Here is a 17,674-nt window from a genome sequence, read left to right on the forward strand (position 1 = left end):
GCGCTCCCTAGCCCTGGGTGCCGTTCTGGTCGACGGGGTACAGGCCGAGCCTGCCCTCGGGGTCGGCCGGGTCCGCGCCCTTGACGTCGCCGACGTAGAGGTTGATGAGCGCCTTGTAGCGGTCGAGGGAGGCGCGGTCGCCCATGAACGCGCCGAGGCCGAGCGGGTTCATGTTCGGGTAGTCGAAGACGCCCTTGCGGCCGGCCGGGGTGGCGACGTCGGTACGGGCGCTCCAGCCGTAGGAGGTCTCCTGGTACTGCTTCGACAGGATCCAGCTCATGTACAGCTTGGCGGCGGCCTTGTGCGGCGCGTCCTTGAGGATGGCGCCGGTCTGCGGCCACGCGACCCAGGGCGACTTCTCCGGGATGCTCGTCGTCGACAGGCCGCTGGAGCTGCCCGAGCTGCCGAAGTTCGCCACGTAGCCGTCCTTGCCGACCTGGGCGGAGGCGTCGGCGGTGCCGCGGACGAACTTGGGGTTCTGGGCGAGGAGCTTCTCCAGGTAGCCGGTGCCGTACTTGTCGGTGAGCTGCTTGAAGTAGTACAGGACGGCGTCGTCGTCGTTCGGGTAGGTGAAGACGAGCTTGTTCTTGAACTCGGGCTTCAGGAAGTCCTGGGCCTCGACGGGCGCGTTGCCGCCGAGCGTGGTGGCGGTGACGTCGGCGAAGCCGATGAAGAACAGGCCGGAGTAGTAGCCGTCCTTGTCCTTGATCTTGTCGTAGACCTTGTTCCAGCCGACCGGCTTGTACTTCTCCAGCGCGCCTTCCTTCTTCCAGCGCGGGAAGTCGTCGAGGGTCTGGAGGTGGACGACGTCGGCCACGACCTTGTGCGCGGCTATCTGGTTGTCCAGGCGCGCGTCGTGGTTCTTGCTGAAGTCGACGACGGTGTCGACCTTCATCTTGGGGAACCGCTTGACGAACGCGTTCTTGAGGTAGTCGGCCTGGCCGGGCTTGTCGCCGCCGGCGTAGACGACCAGGCGGCCGCCCTCGGCGACCGCGTCCTCGTACAGCTTCTGGAGCTGTTCCTCCTCGCTCGCCGACGCGTGACGGGCGGAGGGGGTGGCGGCGGCGACGGTGGCTCCGCTCGCGGCGAGGACGCCGAGGGCGATGGCCGCGGCCCATGCCTTTCGGGGGGACTTCACGACGACTCCTTATGGGGGGACGGGGTGTCCTTGAACCTTCAAGAACTTTCCCGAGGGCCCACTGTAGGGGCAGTTCATTGAATGTTCAAGGAATGGTCTCCGTGCCCGGCCCCCACAAGGGTTTCGGGAGGTGTCCGGCCCGTCATGGGGCGCCGCGCCGTCGTGTGCCCTCGGCGTTCCGGCCGGCCCGCGAGCCCGTCGCCGCGGCCGGGCCGTGATCCGGTGGCCGGGGCCGCTCAGTCGCGGATGCCGTGCACCTGCTCGTGCGTGTGCGACTGGATGTCCTTGATCGCGGTGTCCAGCAGCTGGTCGGACAGCCTGTTCAGGGCGCGGGCGGCCGCGAGCTCGTCGCCGATGTCCGGTACGTTCGCGTCGGCGGGGTGACAGCGCGCCGTGCCCTCACCGACCATCGGGCCCGGCGCCCTGCCGGTGAGCCGGGCCTCGGCGGTGACCGTGTGGTCGTGCTCCTTGATGCTGATCTCGACGAGCCATGCCTTGCTGCCGCTCATGGGACGAACCTCCTTGTGCGCCACGGGCCCCGCACCACGCTGACACGGGGAGGCCCGGGGTGCACGCCGGGAGCCGCCCGCCCGGAGGCGTCCGGAACGCGGCGGCCGGCGGTCGTCACCGGTCACCCCGTCCCCGGTCCGACGGCCGGGCGCACGTGACGCCGGTCTGCCGCGGCCGGGACGGACAGGGCGCGCCCCGGGCGTCGGCGCGAGCGCGCTGCCGGCCGGGGCGGCCCCGGAACCGGGCACGCCGGCGCGGGCCGCGAGGTGACAGGTGTCACGTGAGTGGTTCTCGGGGGCGACACCACCCCGAGGCCAGGATGAAGCCATGCGAAAAGGCACCGAAACAGGCACGGAGGCGGGCATGGACATAGGCATCGCCCTGCCGCAGTACGGCACCCACGCGCGCGTCGACGCGATCGCGGGGTTCGCCCGGGACGCGGAAGCCGCCGGATTCGACTCGCTCTGGGTGGGGGACCGGTCCCTGACGCCCGTGGAACCGAGCGACCTCTACCCGGGACACACGCCCGAGAACCCGTACCCGCCCGAGTACAAGACGTTCCTGGACCCCGTCACCGTGCTGACGGTGGCCGCCGCGGCCACGAGCCGGGCCCGGCTGGGCACCAGCACCCTCAACGCCCCCTGGTACCCGCCGCTGCTGCTCGCCCGGACCCTCACCTCGCTGGACCTGGTGAGCGGCGGCAGGCTGGACGTGGGCCTCGGCATCGGGTGGCTCCGCGACGAGTACACGGCGGTCAATGCCGAGTTCGGCAAGCGGGGCGCGCGGCTGGACGAGATCCTCGACATCCTCAAGGGCATGTGGACGCACGAGGAGTTCGCGCACGAGGGGCCGCACTGGACCATCCCGCGCTCGTACGTCGGCCTGCGCCCCGTCCAGCGCCCTCACCCTCCCGTCTACCTCGGCGGGTTCAGCCCGGCCGCCATGCGCCGTGTCGGCCGGAGCGCCGACGGCTGGGTCGGCGTCGTCCTGCCGCCCGAGGCCCTCGCCGGGCTGTGGGGCATGGCCCGGAGGGCTGCCGAGGAGGCGGGCCGCGACCCGGACGGGCTGCGGCGGATCCTGCGGCACAACCCGCGCCCGGGCGCCACGCGCGAGGAGATCGCCACGGTCCTGGCCGGGGTACGGGCCTCCGGCGCGGAGGGCTGCTTCATCGACCTCCAGCAGTGCGTGCGGGAGCCGGACGAGGCGCTGGAGCTCGGGATCGGGGTGCTCGACCGCCTCCGGGCGGGCTGACTCCCGGCAGGACGGCGGTGCGGGGGTGTGGTCTTCCGCCGCCGAGGACTCCGCGTCGCCCTGTTCCCCGTCCCGGCCGTGGCCTCGGCTGTCGCGGGGGCCGGGTCGTACGGCGACTCGTGCGGCGATTCGTACGGCGGCCCGTGCGGTCGGAGCCGGTGCGTATGGTGTCGCGGTACGCCGCCGGCCCGTCTCCGGCTCACCACCGGCGGCCGGTGGTCGGTTCGCGGATCGTCTCCGGGCCGGGTGGCTGCCGGATCCCCCTGGGCCAGGGGCGTGCACCCCATGGGCCGGACGGGTGGCCGGCAGCCCCGGCGTCATCGACGTCAGGCGGTGGCGGGCTCGCCGCCGCCGGTGGGTCCGGCCGTGGTGGCCGGCTCGTTCCGTGCGGCGGGCTCGTCGTCCGGTGCGGCGTAGAAGACGGACGTGCCCTGCTTGGTGCGTCGGGCCTGACCCTTGGCGACCAGTCCCTCCACGGTCGTCCGCACCACCGTGGGCTTGATGGTGCGGTCGGGGCGGGCCTCGGCGACGGCCGCGGCGATCTCGGCCGCCGAACGCGGCTCCGACTGCCGGCCGAGCACCTCACGGACGAGGCTGACCAGCGTGGGCCCCGCCGCCTTCGCGTCGGCCTTGTCGGTCTTCACCGCCGACCTGGTCTCCGTCGGCTCGGTCTTCACCGGCTCGGCCTTCACCACTCCGGTCTTCACCGGCTCGGTGTCCGCCGTCACTGCCGTGCTCTTGGCGCTGTTCTTCCCGGACTTGGCGGCCGTGGTCTTGGCGGCGGCCCTCTTCAGAGTGGTCGCCTTGGTGGCAGGTACCTTGGTGGCGGGCACCTTGGCGGTGGTCGTCTTCCGCCCTCTGGCCTGCTTGGGCTCGGCCTCGGCCGACCTGGGCTTGGGCAACGCGGCCTTCCCGCTCGGCTCCTGAGACACCGGAGCGGCCGCGTTCTCCTCACCCAGGGCCTGCTGCACGCCGACCAGCAAGGTGTGGTCGCGCCGCAGTGCGCGCAACCGCTCCTCCAGCGCCGTCACTTCGGCGCCGATGCGTTCCTGCTCCTTGGTGTTGTGTTCGAGGTCCGCAGCCACCTTGAAGGCGTACTGCTCCTTGATCCCATCGGGTTCCAGCTGAGCATCCGGCACGAACCGCTCCCTCTCTTCGGCGCACGGCGGGGTGCTGACGGCGCGTAGGAGCATCGTCCAGCATGTTCCTCTGCGTGCGTGACGTATTGCCGACTGTGGGGGAGATCATGCAAGGAACCCGCCGCGTCGACAAGCGGGGCACGCAAGGGATCGGCCGCATCCCGCACTTGGGGCGGCGCCCCCGCCCACGGCCGGGGGCGCGGTGTGCCGACGTGCGCCTTACCGCTTGCGGTTGTACTTCCTGACGAGCACTCCGTTGTCGAACACGCGCACCGAGTCGAGCTCGAATTCGGTGACCGCGAAGTCCGAGCCGAACATCGGCATGCCCGAACCGTAGATCTGCGGATAGGTCTTGATGACGAGCTCGTCGACCTCGTCCAGCAGTTCGCCCGCGAGTCGCGAACCGCCGCAGAGCCAGATGCCCAGGTCGCCGTCCTCGGCCTTCAGCTCCCGGATGCTCTCGACCAGGTCACCGGAGAGGAGTGTGACGTTCGGGTCGGGTGACTCCTTGACGGTACGCGACGCGACGTACTCGCGGAGGTGTCCGTACGGGCTGGTGACGCCGGTGTCCAGGGCGAGCTGGTAGCTGCCGCGGCCCTGGACGACGGTGTCGAACCGGCGGTTCGCCAGGCCCTCGGCGCCGACGACCGCGCGGCCCCCGGCCGAGATGGTCTCCGGGTAGTCCGCCTTGAGGAAGTCGATGAACTCCTCGTTCACGAACTTGTACATGGACGACGCGTCACCACTGGGGTCGCCGATGAAGCCGTCGATCGAGCAGGCGACGAAGTAGGTGAGCTGGCGCAAGGTGGCCCTCGGTTTCTTCAGGGGATGCGGGTCTCAGGTGTGCGGGTGATCGTGGCGGGGACGCCCCTCCGGTCAACCACTTCGCATATAGTGCTTCAGTTGTAGTGGTTACGCAAGCCCCTTCCATGGAAATCACCGAAACCGGAGGAGATACGGATGGCCAGGAACCCTGAACGCCGGACGGCCCTTGTCGACGCGGCCATCGAGGTACTGGCGCGCGAGGGGGCGCGTGGCCTTACCTTCCGCGCCGTCGATACCCAGGCGGGCGTCCCCGTCGGCACGGCGTCCAACTACTTCGCCAGCAGGGACGACCTGTTCACCCAGGCGGGCAGCCGCATCCACGTGCGGATGGCCCCCGACCCCGCACAGGTCGGCGAGGCCATGCGCCCCGCCCCCGACCACGAGCTGGTCGTCGAACTGATGCGATGGCTGGTACGCCGTATGACCGCCGAACGCACCGGATACCTGGCCATGCTGGAACTCCGCCTGGAGGCCACCCGCCGCCCCGCCCTCCAGGCCGAACTCGATCGCGCCGTGCGCACCGCACTCGACGAGAACATCCGCTTCCACCTGGACAACGGCCTCCCCGGCGACGCGGACACCGTGCTCGTCCTCTACCTCGCCATGACCGGCCTGTTGGTGGAGCACTTCACGCTGCCCGGGGTGCTCTCCGGCACGGAGCTCGACGCGCTCGTGGAGAAGGTGGTCACGCGCGTGCTGCCGCCGCGGTGAGGACCCGGGGGAGCGGCATGCGCGGTCCCGCGGCCACGTCGCCCGTGACACCCCCGTGAGAAGATCCTTTCGCGCCATGGGCGCCGGTGCCGATCGTGGAAGGTGACGATGTACGCGATATCCCTGGGCGACGGGGCCGAGCTGTGCCCGCTCGAACCGTGGCAGGCCGAGGAGTTCCTGGCCCATGTGGACCGGGGCCGGGAGTTCATCGGGCGGTACAACGGGCTGCCCGACGCCGTCACGGACCTGGAGTCCGCCGGTGCGTTTCTCCGGACGTACGCCGAACGGGCCGCGGCCGACACCGGGCGGCTCCACGGCATCCGGGCCGACGGCACGCTGGTCGGCGCGGTCCTCTTCCGGAGGCTGGACGTCGCGCAGGGCATCGCCGAGGCGGGCTGCTGGCTGGAGCCCTCGGCGGTGGGCAGGGGGCTGGTGACCCGGGCCGTGCGCGCGATCATCGACTGGGCCGTCGAGGAACGCGGCATCCACCGCGTGGAGTGGTGGGTCTCGGCGGGGAACGAGCCCAGCATCGCCGTCGCCCGGCGGCTCGGGATGACGAAGGACGGCGTGCTGCGGGAGAGCTACCTGTACCGGGGGAAGCGGCACGACGAGGAGATCTGGTCGGTACTCGCGCCGGACTGGCGGGCGGCCGCACGGGAATCCTGAGACCGGCCGCGGCACCGGCGCCCCATGTGGTCGGCTGGTGCCGTGGAAGCGATATGGACAAGTGTCGTAGCCGTCGGGGGCACGCTCCTGGGCGCCGTGGTCACCCAGCTCTTCCAGCGCCACGCGTCCCGGCGCGGTGAGTCGTTCGCACGCTCCGAGGCGCTCCGGCAGGAGCGCATGGCCACGTTCAGCGCGTTCGCCGCGGCGGCCGAGGAATACCGCCACGGCCAGGCGGACCGCTGGTACCGCATGCGCCAGGACCCGGACGGGCAGGACTTCGTCAGGGCCCGCGACGAGGCCCACCGTCTCCGCACCGCGACGCGGCAGGCCGGCTACCGGATCAGGCTGCTCACCGACGACCCGGAGGTGATCCTCGCGGCCGAGCGGGCCTACGCGTGCACACGGGACGTGTCGACCGCGCGGGACCAGGCGGGGCGGGACGCACTGGACACCCGGGCGCGGGAGGCCATCGAGACGTTCGTGGCCCGCGCCTCGCCCCTGATCCACCGCACCGGTGCGTGACGAGGAACCAGACGTACGGGCGAGCCCCGCCGGTGACGCGGGCTCCGCCGGCCAGTGCGCGGCCCTCCGATAACGATTGGGCCGGAAAGGCCGGCGTCCGCGAGAATGCCCGGCATGACCCAGAAGTCCCCGGCCGTGCTCGTCGACGAGCTGCTCGCCGCCGTCGACCCGATGCCCCACCCCCGCCGCCTGCGCCACACGGCCCTCCGCGCCCGGGAACTGAGCGCCAGTGGGGAGCTCGCCCCGGTGGTGGCCGAGCTGGCGCGGCGCGGGGCGTACGGGCGGGGGCTCGCGGCGCTCGCCGCCGAGGCCGGCCACGACTTCGGCTGGCTCGAGGCCCGCCTGACGGACCCCGACTCGCTCGTCCGGCACCACGCCGTCTCCGCCGTCCGGCAGGGGCACATACCGGACGCCGCCGTCAGGGCGGCGATGGACGACGCCCCGGGCGCCGTACGGCGCGAGCTGGCACGCGCCGTCGTCGCCGGCCGGCGCACCGCCCTCGCCGAGAGCCTCGTACGGTCCGTCCGCGACCGCTGGGGCGACACGGAGGCGGCCAGGCTGCTGCCCGGCTGCGGGGCCGACACCGTCGCGGAGCTGCTGCCCGCCCTCTTCCACTCCGTCACCGGCTGGACCGGCCTCGCCCGCCATCACTCCGCCGCGATCCTCGACGAGGCCGAACGCCAGCTCACCGCGATGCCCGAGACCTCGCGGTCCGGATGGTGGAGGGCGAACGCGGCGAGCGTGGCGGCCGCGACCGAAGCGGAACCCCTGCGCGTCCTCGACCTGCTGGAACGGCTCTGCCACGAGGAACCGCCCGGCCGGGTCCAGGACCGGCTCGGCCGGCCGGCGGCCGCGGCACCGGGCCGCGTCATCCGGCTGCTGCTCGCCCCCGGTCGCGGCACGGCGCACCCGCCCCGGCTCCGCACCCCGGTGCTGCGCAGGCTCGTGCACCACGACCCGCCCGAACTCACCGAGCTCGCCCGCGCGCTGCGCCACGACCAGCGCGCGCTGGCACACCTGCTGGGCCGGATGGCCCCCTCCCGGCGCGCCGCCTGCTACGACGCCGCCATGGTGGGCCGCGCCACCGGTCACTCCGTCCTCTCCGACGAACTCCTCGAAGCGCTGCCCCGCGCCCGGCGCGAGGCCGAGGCGCGGCGGATGGCCGCCCAGGCCCGCGAACACGGCGGCTCCTGGCAGCGCGTCCTCGGCTGCGTCGCGTTCCTGCCGGTGGCGGAGGCACGCCCCGAGCTGCTCGCCGCGACCCGCCGCTCCGCGCCCGAGGACCGGGCGTACGCGTACCAGCTGCTCCTGCGCAACGCCGCGCGCACGCGCGAGCCGGCCGCCGTCACCGAACTCCTCGCGGAGGGCCTGGGCCGGCTGCGCAACGAGCAGGACCCGGTGCGCTCCCCGGCACTCACCACGCTCGCCGGCTTCCACCCCGCGCTGTTCACCCGCGAGGCCGCACCCCACCTCGAACGCATGGCGACGGACGCCCTCGAGGCCCGCGACCTGTCCTGGGGCGGCGCCTCCGCCCTCGGCAACCTGGCGCGGTCCCTGCTGCGCGCCTACGCGGGCACCGACGAGACGGAGCTGACGGACTGGGCCCTGCGCACCCTCACCAGACTTCCCGGCAACGGCCGCCCCGGGCTGGACGGGCTGCGGCGCGGGCAGGAGCGCGCGATCCTCGACGCGCTGCTCCCCTCCGTCGAAGCGGCCGCCGCGAGGGCCGATCACGCGCCGCTGCTCGACCTGGCCCGCGCGCTCGGCCGGCGCGCCCACGCCGTCCCCGAGCTCCAGGACCTCCTCGGGCGGGCGATCCGGCACGGCGCCGACGGCACGGCGACCCAGGCCGTGTGGCTGTGGCTGGACGACCCGCGGACCCGTGACGAACGCGTCCCCGAACTCCTCGCCCTCGACGTGTCGTTCGCCACGCATCCGCTCGTCCTCCGCGTGCTCAGCGAACGCCGCACCGACCTGCTGGACGTCGTGCTGGGCGACACCCCGCCGTACGGCCGGTTCCTGACCGCCGGCAGCCACTGGCTGCCGCTCGTGGGACCCGCCATGGCGGGCTGGACACCGCGCCAGCAGGCCGCCGCGGCCCGGCTGCTGGCCCGTGCCGCACAGGACACCTCCCTCGCGGTCCACCAGCGCGTGGGCGTCCTCCGGGGAGCCGCCTGGATCCCCGGACACGGCACCGAGCTCCTGCGGCGGTACGCCGACAGCGCGGAGGTGCCGCTGGCCGAGGCCGCCCTCGCCGGGCTGGCGTACACGGAGCGCCCGGACGAGCACCTGACGACACTGCTCGCCCACGCCGGCGGCGACCGCGCGAGGGCCGCGATCTATGCCGCGACCCGCGTCAGCCGCTTCGTCGCACCCTCCCGCCTGGCCGTCGCGCTGCGCGGACTCCTGCTCGCCGACGGCGGAGTGAAGGTGACCAGCCGCAAGGAGGCGGCCCGCCTCGCGGCCGCCGCGCTGCCCGTGCGGGAGGCGGCCGCGCTGCTCGCCGAGGCGTGCGCGCACCCGGGCCAGCACCACGACGTCCAGGCGGCCTGTGTGGCCGTCACCACGGACCTGCTGGACCACCCGGAGGCGTGGGCCGTGCTGGAGGCCGCCGTGACCGGGCGGCGCGAACTGCGGCTCGCGGTGCTCGGCACTGTCCCCTTCCACCTGCACGAGCGGCACCGTCCGCGCTACGCCGGGCTGATCCACGCCATGTGCCGCACGGACGACCCCGAGGTCGCGGAGGCCGCGTACGCCGCGCTCGAAGGGTGGTCGCGCTGGGTGCCGGAGGCCGCCGGCACGCTCGCGGCCGTCGTCACCGACCTGGACGACCGGACCGGCTGGCGGACCGCTGCCACCGCCCTGTGCCGCGTCGTCACCACGGGCCCGTCCGACACCCCCGACGTCACTCCGCTGCTCCGCGCGCTCGGCACCCTGATCGCCGCCGACGCGGACGGCGGGACCCCCGACGCGGAACCCGGCCGGGACCGCCCCGCCCGCCGACGTGTCCGGCACATCGTCGCCCATCTGCTCCAGGGCGGTCACGGGAACCGGCGGCTCACCCTGCCCGTCACCCGCTCCGTCATCGACCTCCTCGGCACCTCGCCGGACTTCGTCGCCGACGCGGTGCAACTGGCCGCGCGGAACCTCGACCTGGACGCGGCACCGGAGCCGCTGGAGGCGGAGCTCACCCGGCTGGCCGGGCTCCACGAGGGCAGGCCCACCCTGGCCACCCGTACCGCCGGGGCGCTCGACCAGCGGCTGCGCGCCTCCCGGGACGGCGACGACCGCGCCTTCGGGCACGCCGCCCGCGTCCTCTCCCAGGACGGAGGCCACGCCACCGGGCTGTTCGCCGCCACCCTCACCGCCGCCGGCGGCCGCCGCACCGACTGGGCGGACCACTGGCGCGAGAGGCTGCGCGCGCTGCGCCGTCACCCGCACCCCGACGTCCGGGACGCCGCCCTCGCCCTGGCCACCGCGGTGGAGTGACGGCCCGTTCCGAGGGGGAGGCGGCCGGAGCCGCCGCCCCCTCGGGGAGCCGTCAAGGCACCAGATTGATCGTGTAGTTCGTGAAACCATTGACGTCGAACTCGCGGTATCCCACGTTTCGGGTGGGTGGGTCACACCTGTTGAGACACCATTCGAAGGCGTTGTTCGTGACACAGGTGACGATCGGCCCCGCCCACACCGCGCCGTCGAGGGCCTCGGCGTGGAAGTACCAGAAGCGGTTGACCGCCGAGACGTTCGAGCCGTCCACAGCCACGGTGTCGCCCACCTGGAGGTTCCACCAGCCGCGCTTCAGCCAGCCTTCCGGGCAGTTCGGGAAGCGCTTGATGTAGGTCACCGAGACGAGCGTGCGGTAGCTGTTGCGGAAGAACAGTGTCATCGGATCTCCCCCTCAGCTCTCGGTCGGCGTGAGCCGGAAGCTCGGGCCCGCGCTCTCCTGCGGCGCGTGCTCCTCGGTCACCAGGAGCCCCGGCCGGTGGCGGACGACGCCCTCGCCCTCGGTCTCCACGGCCTCTTCGGCCGTGACGGGTGCGGCGGCGGCCTGGACGGCGTTCGCCACCTCGGGATCCAGATCGGTGCGGGCGTCCACGCCCGCACCGTCCGCTGGTTGATCAGTCATGCTGCCCCCTCCTGTGTTCCGCGCCGCCCGGGCCGAGCGGTCCGGGGCCCCACGAATTTGAATACTGAGAGTAATCAAATAGCCGCATGAGGTGACAGGGCGTGTGGTGGTGCGGTCGTCGCACAACCCTGCGAAAGGCGAGCGCCCCGCGCTCGGACCGGACGCGAGCCCTTCCGAGGCGGCTCGCGCTCCCGCAGGGAGTGTGCGAGAGGGCGCGCGAGGTTGTACGAGGGGTGCCGTCGGTGACGCCCGGTGGAAGACGCTCCGTGACGCGCCACTCCTTAGGGAGGGCAGAATCCTTCCTTCTCTGCGCCGAACGGGTGGGTGGGCGGATCGGCGCCGCCCCGACGGGCATGCCAGAGGCCCAAGGCACTCGCGAGGTATGAGAGGTCGAGATGAAACGCTTCCGACTCCCCGTCCTGGTAGTCGCTCTGGTGTTCACCGTCGGGGCGATCGCCGCCTCGGCGTGGGTCCACGGCACCGAGGCCCCGGCCCCCTCGGGGGCGGGCACCGGGACCGTCCACTCCCAGGTCTCCGTCGCCTCGGGAAGGTCCTTCGCCCTCGTCGTGAACTGCTCGGCCGGTCAGGACCCGGCGCGGGGAGCCGACGCCCCCGGAACCGGGCCACGGCGCTTCGTCACCACCGGCCCCCCGTCCGTGACCACCAACTGGAGCATGTCCAGCACGGACGTCAGCACCTCCCGGCGGGACGTGAGAGCTGTGGCCATCTGCGCCACTCCTTGAGGAAGAGGCCGGGCGGGCGCCCGAGACGCCGGTGCCGGGCCGGGAACCGCCTCGACACGGTCGCCGGCGGGCCCACCGGGACGCGGACGTACCCGTCCGGTCCGGTCAAGGCATGGGCATGAACGCCCCGTTCGGGTGGTCATCGCCATCGCCACGGCCGCCGGTCCGCCGTCGCCCGGTCCGCCCGCGCTCCGGCTCCGGCGCACGCCCGTAGCCACTCGTGCGCCCTGTACGCGGCACTGTGCACTACGGACCTCACGGTCGCGATGCGTACGATTCGGACGTGATCGTCTACGCCCCGGCAGTACTGTTCCTCGTTCTCTTCGCCATCGGCGTCCTACGCGACCGACGGCGCTTCAGCAACGCCGTCTACCTCGGACTCGCCGTCATATCCCTGTTCTTCGTCCTGCTGCGGCTGGCCGGCACCGCCGACGGGCACGGGCGCACCCTCCTGACGTGGCTCATCGCCGCGCTGCTCCTGATCCCCTTCCTCGGCGCCCTGGTCCTGCCGCTCTTCCTCCTGGCCAACGGCGTCAAGATGATCCGCAAGGAGGGCCGCCGCCCGGCGAACCTCCTCTCCTTCCTCTGCGGTCTGGGCATCCTCGGGGTCATCGGCCTGCTCTTCGCCGCGGCGGCCACCCGCTCGCCCGCCCTCGCCGCCGTGGCCGGCACCACCCTGCTCATCGTCGGCTATGTGTCGTTCCTGTTCTTCTGCTTCATCGGCTACGCGTTTCTCTACGGCCGGCTCCAGCCGCGCCGCGACGTCGACTTCGTGGTGGTGCTCGGCTCCGGACTGATCGGCGGCGAACGCGTCCCGCCGCTGCTCGCCAGCCGCCTGGAGCGCGGTCGCAAGGTGTACGAGGCGCAGGCCGCACGCGGCAACCCGCCCGTCCTCCTCACCTCCGGCGGCCAGGGCCCCGACGAGCGGCTCCCCGAGTCCCACGCGATGGCCGGCTACCTCACCGAGCGCGGCTTCCCCGCTGAGCACGTGCGCCGCGAGGACCGCTCCCGCACTACGGAGGAGAACCTCGAATACAGCAGGGCCATCATGGCGGAGGCCCGGGCCGACTACTCCTGTGTGATCGTCACCAATAACTTCCACGCCTTCCGGGCCGCCCTGACGGCACGCAAGACCGGTGTCAACGGCCAGGTCGTGGGCTCGCCGACGGCCGCGTACTTCTGGCCGAGCGCGACCATCCGCGAGTTCGTCGCGGTCTTCCTCCAGCACAAACTGGTCAACTTCACCGTCTGCGGGCTGCTCGCCCTCATGGGCCTGCTGGCCTGGCTGATCGCCTGAGCCGTCACCGACCGGCCGACCGTCCGTCCGTCCGGCCCCGCCGGGGGCGCCCGCCCCGCCCGCGAGCGAAGATCATCTGTCCCCGGTCCGAGGCGCTCCGGCGGTTACCGGCCATGCGGCCACCCGGGTGTGCGGGGCCGAAACGGACGTGGGAGAGGATGACTTCTCGCGCCGGAACACCTCCGTGGCCAGGCGCGATCACGATCCGTGGGACAGGCAGGTACAAGGTGACGAATCATTACTTCGGGCTTCCGGCGGCGTACGGCGCCGTCGCCAGGCTCTCCGCGACGGCAGGGGGACACCGATGAACCGGGATCTGACACTGCACGACATCATCGTCGCCGGCATCGGGCTGGCCGCGGGCCTGGCCCTGGCCCTCGTGCTGCGGGTGGTCCTGCGCTGGCTCGGGGTGCGGGCCGCGAGAACCCGGTGGGGCGGGGACGACATCATCGTCGACGTGCTGCGCACGCTCGCCCCCTGGTCCGCGGTGGCGGGCGGCGTGGGGGCGGCGGCCGCGGCCCTCCCGCTGACCCGTCAGGTCGGAAGCATCGTCAGCCAGGTGCTGACGACGGTGGTCATCCTGATCGCGACGATTACCGCCGCCCGGGTGATCAGCGGTCTCGCGCGGACCGTGGCGCAGTCCAGGTCCGGCGTCGCCGGGTCGGCCACGATATTCGTCAACATCACGCGCATCCTGGTGCTGGCGATGGGCTTCCTCATCGTCCTGGAGACCCTGGGCATATCCATCGCCCCGCTGCTCACCGCCCTCGGCGTGGGCGGTCTGGCCATCGCCCTGGCCCTGAAGGACACCCTGGCCAACCTCTTCGCGGGCGTCCACATCCTCGTCTCGAAGACGGTGCAGCCCGGTGACTACATACGCCTCAGCAGCGGTGAGGAGGGCTACGTCCGCGACATCAACTGGCGCAACACGGTGGTGGAGGAGCTCTCCAACAACCTGGTCATCGTCCCGAACGCCAAGCTCGCCGGCACGAACATGACCAACTTCAGCCGGCCCGAGCAGAAGCTGTCCGTCACGGTGCAGGTGGGCGTCGCCTACGACAGCGACCTGGACCAGGTGGAACGGATCACCAACGAGGAGGTCCAGAACGTGATGCGGGACATCACCGGCGCCGTACCCGACCATGAGCCGGCCGTCCGCTTCCACACCTTCGGGGACTCCCGGATCGGCTTCACGGTGGTGCTCGGCGTCGGGGAGTACAGCGACAAGTACCGCATCAAGCACGAGTTCATCAAGCGCCTGCACCGGCGGTACCGCGCCGAGGGCATCAAGATCCCGTCCCCGGCCCGGACCGTCTCCCTCCAGCAGAGCCCCGACCCCACGATCCCGCACCCCCGCCCGTCCCTCGACGCCGAACCGGACCGCGTCGCCACCACGGGCTGATACCGCGCACCCGACAGTGCCGGGCATCCGACAGTGCCGGGCACAGGATGTCGGGTCCCGAGGGGCGGGTCCCTTCTAGCGTGAGTGACCGGAAGGGAAGGAGCCCGGGATGCTGGAGCGGCTCAACCAGGCCATGGGCCACATCGAGCGCCACCTCGCCGAACGGATCGAGGTGGCCGATCTGGCGCGGATCGCGGTGACGTCGGAATACCACTTCCGGCGGCTGTTCTCCGCGCTGGCGGGGATGCCGCTGTCGGAGTACGTCCGGCGCAGGCGGCTCACGGTCGCCGGTGCCGAGGTACTGGCCGGGGAGCGGACGCTGCTGGAGGTCGCGGTGCGGTACGGCTACACGTCGGGGGAGGCGTTCGCGCGTGCGTTCCGCGCCATGCACGGCGTCGGCCCCGGCGAGGCCAGACGGTCCGGCGCCACGCTCCGGTGCCAGTCCCGGTTGTCCTTCCGCCTCACCGTCGAAGGGAGCAGTGACATGCGGTACCGGGTCGTGGAGAAGGAGGAGTTCCGTGTGGTCGGGAGGAAGGCACGCGTCCCCCTCGTGCACGAGGGGGTCAACCCGGCCATCGCCGGCTTCATCCGGGGCATCGGCCAGGAGACCCTGCGCCGCCTGCACAGCCTGTCCGATCAGGAGCCGGAGGGGATCGTGGGGGTGAGCGACAACCTCGACCCGAGCCGCGCGGAGGGAACCGAACTCGACTACTACCACGGTGTGGTGACCCGGGCCCCCGCGCCCGAGGACATGGACGAGCTCACCGTACCGGCCGGTACATGGGCCGTGTTCGAGAGCTCCGGGCCGTTCCCGCAGGCGCTCCAGCACATGTGGCGGGACGTGTTCACCCAGTGGTTCCCGTCCAACCCCTACCGGAGCCGCCCCGGGCCCGAGATCCTGCGGGTCAGGCTGGAGCAGGACGCGGCACGGGCCGACGCGGAGCTCTGGATACCGGTGGAGCGGTCGGCGGTCTGAGCCACAGTGTGCGGCGGCCCCCGGGTCGCCGCACGGCCGAGCATCAGGGACCGCGTCAGATGTTTGGCCCGGCCGAAGGTGGTCTGGAGAAGGCCCGGCGGAGCTGCCACGCTGGTGCCAGGCCGACGAGAGGGGTTGCCCGTGACGGGCGGATCGCTGGTAGTGGCAGGCTCCGGCATCAAGGGCATAGCGCACCTGACGCAGGAAGCCGTCGGCTGGATCAAGCAGGCCGACCATGTCGTGTATTGCGTGTCCGACCCTGTGACGGACGTGTGGATCCGAAAGCACAGCAAGTCCTCCGACGACCTGTACCGGCTGTACGGAAACGACAAGCCCCGTATCCAGACCTACCGCGAGATGTCCGACGCGATGGTGGAGCCGGTCCGCGGTGGCATGAACGTGTGCGGCGTCTTCTACGGGCACCCGGGGGTCTTCGTCCACCCTGGGCACGCGGCGATCCGCACCGTTCGTGAAGAGGGGTATCCGGCGATGATGCTGCCCGGCGTCTCCGCGCTGGACTGTCTCTTCGCCGATCTCGGTGTGGACCCCTCCAGGCGGGGCTGCCAGGAGCTGGAAGCCACCGACATGCTGTTGCGCGACCGGCCTCTTCTGGTGGACTCCCATGTCGTGGTGTGGCAGGCCGGGTGCGTCGGCGACCTCGGGTTCAACTTCGCCGGCTTCACCAACAGGCATCTGGGCGTGCTGGCCGAGTACCTCGACCGGTTCTATCCGCCGGATCACCCGATCACCCACTACCAGGCGTCCCAGTATCCGGTCTGTTCGCCTCACATCCGCACCTTGCCTGTGCGGGAGCTGCGGCAGGAGCCGCTGACCGGCATCTCCACCTTGTATCTTCCGCCCGTCGGCCCACGGCCGGTCAATCAGCAGATGGCCGAGAGGCTGGGGCTGGGCGGTCGGTTCTCGGACACCACGTCCGCCGAGCCGGCTGCCGACGACGAGCCTCCCCCGAGCAGGAGGGGAGCGATCGACCGTTACGTGCCGACCCGCTACCCCAGTCCGCTGGCCGACTACCTGACCGAGCTGGCAACCGATCCGGTCCGTCTCGCCGAGTTCATGCGTGATCCCGAAGCCGCCTCCGGACAGCGGACCGCGCTGAGTGACGACGAACGCTCCGCGCTCCTCAGCCGGATCGGCGTAGTGATCCGCAGGGCGATGAAGGACACGACTGCCCTATGACTCTCCGGCGGCCCGAAGGGCGGCCGGAGGGGGCCTCACGGCGCTCCGTGGTCCGTAGCAAGCCGTCACGAAGGAGGAAGACATGCCCACACGCGAAGTGACCGAACCACAGGAATCCCAGGCGCCCGACCTGCGGTACGCGGTCATGGACGTCACTCGGCAGGCGTCCACCGACACTTCCACCCTGCTGGTGGAGGGTTCCGTCGTCGAAGTCGCCGAAGTCGAAGTCGTCGAAGAAGCCGGCTAGCACTGCTGGGCGCGGACTGCGCTCCGCGCCATCCATATAACGACCGGCGGAGGCGGCTACGGCCACCTCCGCCGTCTCTACGGCCCTGCCTGCCTTTCGGTCGCCTCTGCCAGGGACGGCCGGTCCGGGCGGGCGGCTTGTTCCCGCAGGGTCTCGACCTGTGCGGTGAGGTCTTCGATGCGGCGGTGGAGGGCCTGGATGCAGACGAGGGCGACGCCGTTGGTGTCGGTGGCGGAGATGGTGACGTTGTTGTCGCCGAGGCCGAAGGCCGCGTGCCAGTCCTGTGCCATCGGGCCGAGGTGCCGGACGTCCGGCGGGTCCCAGTGGTAGCGCCAGGTGCTGACCGGCAGCCGGAGGACTTCCTCCAGGACCTTATGGCCGTTGACGGCCTTGGCGGGGCCGGTCGTGGCCGCGGTGGCGGCAGAGGCCAGACCCGCCGGGCCGGCGAGGACCTGCGCACGGGTCAGGGGATCACGGCGTGCCGCCCGCGCTGCGCGGGCGGCACGCCACCAGGTGGCGATCAACGGTCCCAGCGCACCGGGGTCACGTCGGTCTTCGCATTGCGATCTGAGAGACCGCCCAGCAGGCTGCTCAGCAGTCCGGTGACGATGTTCAGGATCTGGGGGGATGCCTGCTCGGCGATCGGGGTGAGGGGGGCCGTGCTGCTGCCTCCGGCCCGGGTTACGTCGGCCTGGGTGACGGGAGTGGCACGACGGTCGGGGCTGACTGATGTCATGGGCTTCTCCTATGAAGAAGGATCCGGCCCTGCACGGTCTGCCCACGGTGACCGCGGAACAAGGCATTCCGACCTGCCGTCACCCGGACGAGTGCAAGCCCCGCGACGGCTGACGGGCGACGTGTCCATGGAAGTCCTGCCGATCCCGCGACAACGCGTCCTCAGTCAGGCGACAGAAGGAAGCAGCG

General features: G+C 72.0%; 19 protein-coding genes. 11 read left to right on the forward strand and 8 right to left on the reverse strand.

What is annotated here, in order from left to right; translation table 11 throughout:
- Window positions 1-7 precede the first annotated feature (7 nt).
- Window positions 8-1,138, reverse strand: coding sequence for an ABC transporter substrate-binding protein (locus AF335_RS08605; protein WP_102917663.1), 1,131 nt, complete (start codon window positions 1,136-1,138; stop codon window positions 8-10).
- A gap of 236 nt (window positions 1,139-1,374) precedes the next feature.
- Window positions 1,375-1,647, reverse strand: coding sequence for a DUF1876 domain-containing protein (locus tag AF335_RS08610; protein ID WP_102917664.1), 273 nt, complete (start codon window positions 1,645-1,647; stop codon window positions 1,375-1,377).
- A gap of 364 nt (window positions 1,648-2,011) precedes the next feature.
- Between AF335_RS08610 and AF335_RS08615 the strand changes: the two genes are divergently transcribed.
- Window positions 2,012-2,899, forward strand: a complete 888-nt coding sequence (locus tag AF335_RS08615) for a TIGR03619 family F420-dependent LLM class oxidoreductase (RefSeq protein ID WP_102917665.1) — start codon at window positions 2,012-2,014, stop codon at window positions 2,897-2,899.
- A 326-nt stretch (window positions 2,900-3,225) separates the two neighbouring features.
- Here AF335_RS08615 and AF335_RS08620 read toward each other — a convergent pair whose 3' ends face one another.
- Together AF335_RS08620 and AF335_RS08625 are read right to left on the reverse strand one after the other, a co-directional pair.
- Window positions 3,226-4,038 (reverse strand): hypothetical protein, encoded by an 813-nt coding sequence (locus AF335_RS08620; protein WP_146045473.1) that lies wholly within the window; start codon window positions 4,036-4,038, stop codon window positions 3,226-3,228.
- Window positions 4,039-4,257: 219 nt separating this feature from the next.
- Complete coding sequence (locus AF335_RS08625) at window positions 4,258-4,842, reverse strand: dihydrofolate reductase family protein (protein ID WP_102917667.1); 585 nt, start codon at window positions 4,840-4,842, stop codon at window positions 4,258-4,260.
- Between the two features lie 156 nt (window positions 4,843-4,998).
- On the opposite strand from AF335_RS08625, the gene AF335_RS08630 reads away from it, so the two are divergent.
- The 4 genes from AF335_RS08630 (at window position 4,999) to AF335_RS08645 (ending at window position 10,251) form a co-directional block, all read left to right on the forward strand.
- Window positions 4,999-5,574, forward strand: coding sequence for a TetR/AcrR family transcriptional regulator (locus AF335_RS08630; RefSeq protein ID WP_102917668.1), 576 nt, complete (start codon window positions 4,999-5,001; stop codon window positions 5,572-5,574).
- Between the two features lie 108 nt (window positions 5,575-5,682).
- On the forward strand, window positions 5,683-6,240 hold the full coding sequence (locus AF335_RS08635; RefSeq protein WP_102917669.1) for a GNAT family N-acetyltransferase: 558 nt from the start codon (window positions 5,683-5,685) through the stop codon (window positions 6,238-6,240).
- 42 nt (window positions 6,241-6,282) lie between these two features.
- Window positions 6,283-6,762, forward strand: a complete 480-nt coding sequence (locus AF335_RS08640) for a hypothetical protein (RefSeq protein WP_102917670.1) — start codon at window positions 6,283-6,285, stop codon at window positions 6,760-6,762.
- A 114-nt stretch (window positions 6,763-6,876) separates the two neighbouring features.
- Window positions 6,877-10,251, forward strand: coding sequence for a hypothetical protein (locus tag AF335_RS08645; RefSeq protein WP_102917927.1), 3,375 nt, complete (start codon window positions 6,877-6,879; stop codon window positions 10,249-10,251).
- Between the two features lie 52 nt (window positions 10,252-10,303).
- Here the strand turns inward: AF335_RS08645 and AF335_RS08650 are convergent, their stop codons facing one another.
- The gene (locus AF335_RS08650) at window positions 10,304-10,648 is read right to left on the reverse strand and encodes a DUF1036 domain-containing protein (RefSeq protein ID WP_102917671.1); all 345 of its coding nucleotides are present in this window, start codon (window positions 10,646-10,648) and stop codon (window positions 10,304-10,306) included.
- Window positions 10,649-10,660: 12 nt separating this feature from the next.
- On the reverse strand, window positions 10,661-10,888 hold the full coding sequence (locus AF335_RS08655) for a hypothetical protein (protein ID WP_146045474.1): 228 nt from the start codon (window positions 10,886-10,888) through the stop codon (window positions 10,661-10,663).
- Window positions 10,889-11,283: 395 nt separating this feature from the next.
- On the opposite strand from AF335_RS08655, the gene AF335_RS08660 reads away from it, so the two are divergent.
- The 6 genes from AF335_RS08660 (at window position 11,284) to AF335_RS34495 (ending at window position 16,750) form a co-directional block, all read left to right on the forward strand.
- Complete coding sequence (locus tag AF335_RS08660) at window positions 11,284-11,631, forward strand: hypothetical protein (protein WP_102917673.1); 348 nt, start codon at window positions 11,284-11,286, stop codon at window positions 11,629-11,631.
- Between the two features lie 283 nt (window positions 11,632-11,914).
- Window positions 11,915-12,928, forward strand: coding sequence for a YdcF family protein (locus AF335_RS08665; protein WP_102917674.1), 1,014 nt, complete (start codon window positions 11,915-11,917; stop codon window positions 12,926-12,928).
- 304 nt (window positions 12,929-13,232) lie between these two features.
- Window positions 13,233-14,330, forward strand: coding sequence for a mechanosensitive ion channel family protein (locus AF335_RS08670; RefSeq protein ID WP_102917675.1), 1,098 nt, complete (start codon window positions 13,233-13,235; stop codon window positions 14,328-14,330).
- A gap of 109 nt (window positions 14,331-14,439) precedes the next feature.
- Window positions 14,440-15,306, forward strand: a complete 867-nt coding sequence (locus AF335_RS08675) for an AraC family transcriptional regulator (protein ID WP_102917676.1) — start codon at window positions 14,440-14,442, stop codon at window positions 15,304-15,306.
- A 141-nt stretch (window positions 15,307-15,447) separates the two neighbouring features.
- Window positions 15,448-16,503, forward strand: a complete 1,056-nt coding sequence (locus tag AF335_RS08680; RefSeq protein ID WP_170127628.1) for an SAM-dependent methyltransferase — start codon at window positions 15,448-15,450, stop codon at window positions 16,501-16,503.
- Between the two features lie 82 nt (window positions 16,504-16,585).
- On the forward strand, window positions 16,586-16,750 hold the full coding sequence (locus tag AF335_RS34495; protein WP_170127629.1) for a hypothetical protein: 165 nt from the start codon (window positions 16,586-16,588) through the stop codon (window positions 16,748-16,750).
- A 77-nt stretch (window positions 16,751-16,827) separates the two neighbouring features.
- Here the strand turns inward: AF335_RS34495 and AF335_RS08685 are convergent, their stop codons facing one another.
- Entirely contained in the window at window positions 16,828-17,274 is a 447-nt protein-coding gene (locus tag AF335_RS08685) for a tail fiber domain-containing protein (RefSeq protein ID WP_102917678.1), read from the reverse strand.
- Complete coding sequence (locus tag AF335_RS08690) at window positions 17,271-17,486, reverse strand: hypothetical protein (protein ID WP_102917679.1); 216 nt, start codon at window positions 17,484-17,486, stop codon at window positions 17,271-17,273. Before AF335_RS08690 ends, AF335_RS08685 begins: the two co-directional genes overlap by 4 nt.
- Window positions 17,487-17,674 lie beyond the last annotated feature (188 nt).

Origin of the sequence: Streptomyces eurocidicus, from assembly GCF_002891295.1 — a bacterium.
Taxonomy (GTDB): Bacteria; Actinomycetota; Actinomycetes; order Streptomycetales; family Streptomycetaceae; genus Streptomyces; species Streptomyces eurocidicus.